This window comes from Chryseobacterium contaminans, from assembly GCF_001684955.1.
Taxonomy (GTDB): domain Bacteria; phylum Bacteroidota; class Bacteroidia; order Flavobacteriales; family Weeksellaceae; genus Chryseobacterium; species Chryseobacterium contaminans.
Genome location: NZ_MAYF01000169.1, coordinates 1 through 3,159 on the forward strand (window position 1 = coordinate 1; position 3,159 = coordinate 3,159).

Below are 3,159 nucleotides of genomic sequence, written 5' to 3' on the forward strand. Positions count from 1 at the left end.
ATCTTTTCCCTGGTAACCGTATACCATATTTTTTGAAATCTCGCTGCCTAAATACGGATCTTCCCCGGATCCTTCAGAAACCCTTCCCCATCTTGGTTCGCGGGAAATATCTACCATTGGCGAAAATGTCCAGTTGATTCCGTCGGAGGCAGCTTCTCTTGCGGCCACTCTTGCGGATTGCTGTACCAGATTCATATCCCATGAAGCAGCTAAACCTAATGGAATAGGAAAGGTTGTTTCATATCCATGAATAACATCCATTCCGAAGATCATTGGAATTTTCAGACGGCTTTTTTCAACGGCCACTTTCTGAACGGCTTTAATTTTATCTGCTCCTTTTATATTGAATAATCCTCCTACTAATCCCTGTTCTACTTTTTTCCCGATATCTGAACTCTGGGCCATTCCGGTAGTAAAATCTCCGGAAGTGGGAAGGTTCATCTGGCCGATTTTTTCATCTAAGGTCATTTTAGATAAAAGATTGTCTACAAAGGCTTTTTTCTTGGCCTGATATTGGGCAGTCTGATATGACTGTACAGGCTTATCCACCATTTCCTGAGCGGAAAACACCGGCGAAAGTGCCAGGGTTGCAAGTACAATTAACTTTTTCATAAATCTATCTTCTTATATTATTGTTTTGATTTTATAATCTTCTTTCGTTTACACAAAACTTGTATTCTTAATTTATTTGTCTTTACTTTTAGACAGCATCCATTCGTATAGTTGCGGATTTGAGTAAGCAGAATCCCATGAATTATGGTTATCATTAGGAAAAATAACCAATTCTGCTGCCGGGTTCACCGGATGAAGTTTCTGATAAAACTTAAAGGCATTTTCCGGTAGTACAATATCGTCCATTCCACCGTGGAATATTTTCATATTCAAATCTTTAAACTGTTGGATATTCGCCGTCATTACCTGATCTGTAGGTGCACACACTGAAGCTACTGCCGCAAACATTTCAGGATGTTCCATAGCCAGTTTTAAAGTTCCCCAGCCTCCCATAGAAAGCCCTGTAAGATAAATTCTGGAAGCATCAATTTTATATTTTTTCTGAATTTCTTTAATCAGATGATATAAAGTAACTGTATCCCACCAACTGTCTGCCGGGCATTGCGGAGCCAGAATAGCCACCGGTTCTTTAATCAGATGCTTATAAGTAAACGGGCTGTGCGCTTTTACCAGTTCAAGGTTATTTCCTCTTTCTCCTGAGCCATGAAGAAAAACAATTAAAGGAACATTTCCTTTTGTGTTCTTTGGATAATCCAATATATAGGACATTTTCTCCTGTCGTTTAAATTCTTTGTTCAGTTCTGCTTTTATTTCCTGAGCGTTAAGCTTCAGGGAAAGTGACAGTAATAAAAAGGGAAGATATTTTAATTTCATAGCGATATTAGGTTTTGGCTAAAGCCTTTGGATCTGATTTTTATTTTGTTTCTCTCGTTGATCAGAGTAGTTTTCCAATCAATTATTTTATTCCATATTTATTAGATTGAAAGCTCAGTTTTTTCAACCCTTGTTGAATTTCAGGAGCATTCATAAACAACTTCCATAGAAATCCTGTTCTATAATTTTCGATCATTGGAGCAATTGTTCCCTGATCAATGGCCAGATATCTTGGGGTAAACCAATTATTATAATTGATGGATGTTGCATCGTAAGGCCCAGCAGATCCGATAAATTCAGGTTTTTGGGTATAGATGAATCTTAGAAAGTTCATCGATTCTTTTGGTGTATACGGAAAACTGCTCAAAGCGGCTGTTGGTGTTATTACTCCATTGTCGTTACCTGGCATATGAGCTGTGTAACCAGTGCTTCCATCCTCATTTCTTGTGTACCCAGCTGTTAACCCCCAATAGTTAGGTCCATACCCTTTCCATTGTTTTGGATTTTCAACACAATACTTATAATCAATAAGGGTTTGATTTTTATTAATATCAAAATAGTTTTTCACGAGTTTATCGGATAATCCTGTAGGATCAAGCCCGATGTATGAATATTGAGCCCAGAAAAGCGGCCCGCCGTATTCTTCAGCATAGTTATGTTTTACATACAGAGGTAATCCATATTTTGTTTTGTCTGTAAGGTAGGTTCCGTTTCTGGTCCAGCCTTTATAATAGGTTTCAGCATCTATGGAATAGGTAGGTGAAGATGCTGCAAGGATATAAGTGATCAGACATTCATTATAGCCTTCTAATGGAAAATTCATTTCCCATTGGTATTCCGGTGACCAGTGCCAGTACAGTACTTTCTCACCGCCTTTGGTATACCAGTTCCATTGAATTCCTTTCCAAAGTTCATCACATTTTGCCGCCAAGGCTTTTTCTTCTACATTTCCATTTTTAAAGTATTCACGAACCATTAATATCCCTGAAGTAAGGAATGCTGTTTCTACCAAGTCTCCACCATTGTCTTTCTTTCCGAAAGGAACTGTTTTTCCGGTTTCACCATTGATCCAGTGTGACCAGGCGCCTTTATGGCGATCTGCTTTTGCCAGAAAATCCATGATATGAGTAAATCTTTTCACAGCTTCTTTTCTTGGAATGAATCCTCTCTCCACTCCTACCAGCAAAGTTGCTAATCCGAATCCTGAACCACCTGTTGTGATAACGTGTTTATCATTATCAGGGTAAATATTATCCTCGTGATAACGCTCTCTTCCCAATAATGAATTGGGTTCCGCATAATCCCAGAAGTATTTTAATGCATCTTTCTGTACTTTATCCATCAGCTGTTCATCCGTAATGGTACTTTTAACGCTATTATTTTTAACAATCTTCGATTTTGAAATCTGCGCATTTGTACTGGAATAAACAAAGAATAAAGAAGTTACAGCAATTGACAATAGGGTCCTTTTCATTGGTATCGGGTTACGGGTTATAAAATTAGAGGAGAATTTTCACTCTCCTCTAGTTTATAGTTATTGATTAATATCCTGGGTTTTGAGTAAATGCTCCTGCACTTTCAGTGATAGCATCAAATGGAATTGGGAATAATTCATTTTTCCCTGCTTTGAATCCATAAGGGGCAAGCACTGTAGCAGCCTGTCCTGTTCTTACAAGGTCTACAAAACGATCTCCTTCCATCGCTAATTCAACTCTACGTTCATGCCAGATAGCAGTTCTGAGAGCTGCTTGAGTTGAAGCTGTGGTTCCTGCT

4 protein-coding genes are annotated in these 3,159 nt (G+C 38.4%); all 4 read right to left on the reverse strand.

Annotated features, from left to right (window positions below; all coding sequences use genetic code 11):
* Positions 1-612: glycoside hydrolase family 3 N-terminal domain-containing protein (locus tag BBH99_RS10795; RefSeq protein ID WP_317041490.1), on the reverse strand; the 612-nt coding region annotated here is incomplete at its 3' end.
* A 72-nt stretch (positions 613-684) separates the two neighbouring features.
* A complete protein-coding gene (locus BBH99_RS10800) occupies positions 685-1,386 on the reverse strand; it encodes a carboxylesterase family protein (RefSeq protein ID WP_066695420.1) in 702 nt (233 codons plus the stop codon).
* A gap of 82 nt (positions 1,387-1,468) precedes the next feature.
* Positions 1,469-2,860, reverse strand: coding sequence for a glucoamylase family protein (locus tag BBH99_RS10805; protein WP_066695421.1), 1,392 nt, complete (start codon positions 2,858-2,860; stop codon positions 1,469-1,471).
* Positions 2,861-2,927: 67 nt separating this feature from the next.
* A partial coding sequence (locus BBH99_RS10810; protein WP_123873140.1) for a RagB/SusD family nutrient uptake outer membrane protein occupies positions 2,928-3,159 on the reverse strand: 232 nt, incomplete at its 5' end.

Excerpts from the sequence above, each read along its gene's own strand:
- BBH99_RS10800 (WP_066695420.1), bottom strand. The coding sequence starts at position 1,386 with ATGAAATTAAAATATCTTCCCTTTTTATTACTGTCACTTTCCCTGAAG.
- BBH99_RS10805 (WP_066695421.1), bottom strand. The coding sequence starts at position 2,860 with ATGAAAAGGACCCTATTGTCAATTGCTGTAACTTCTTTATTCTTTGTT.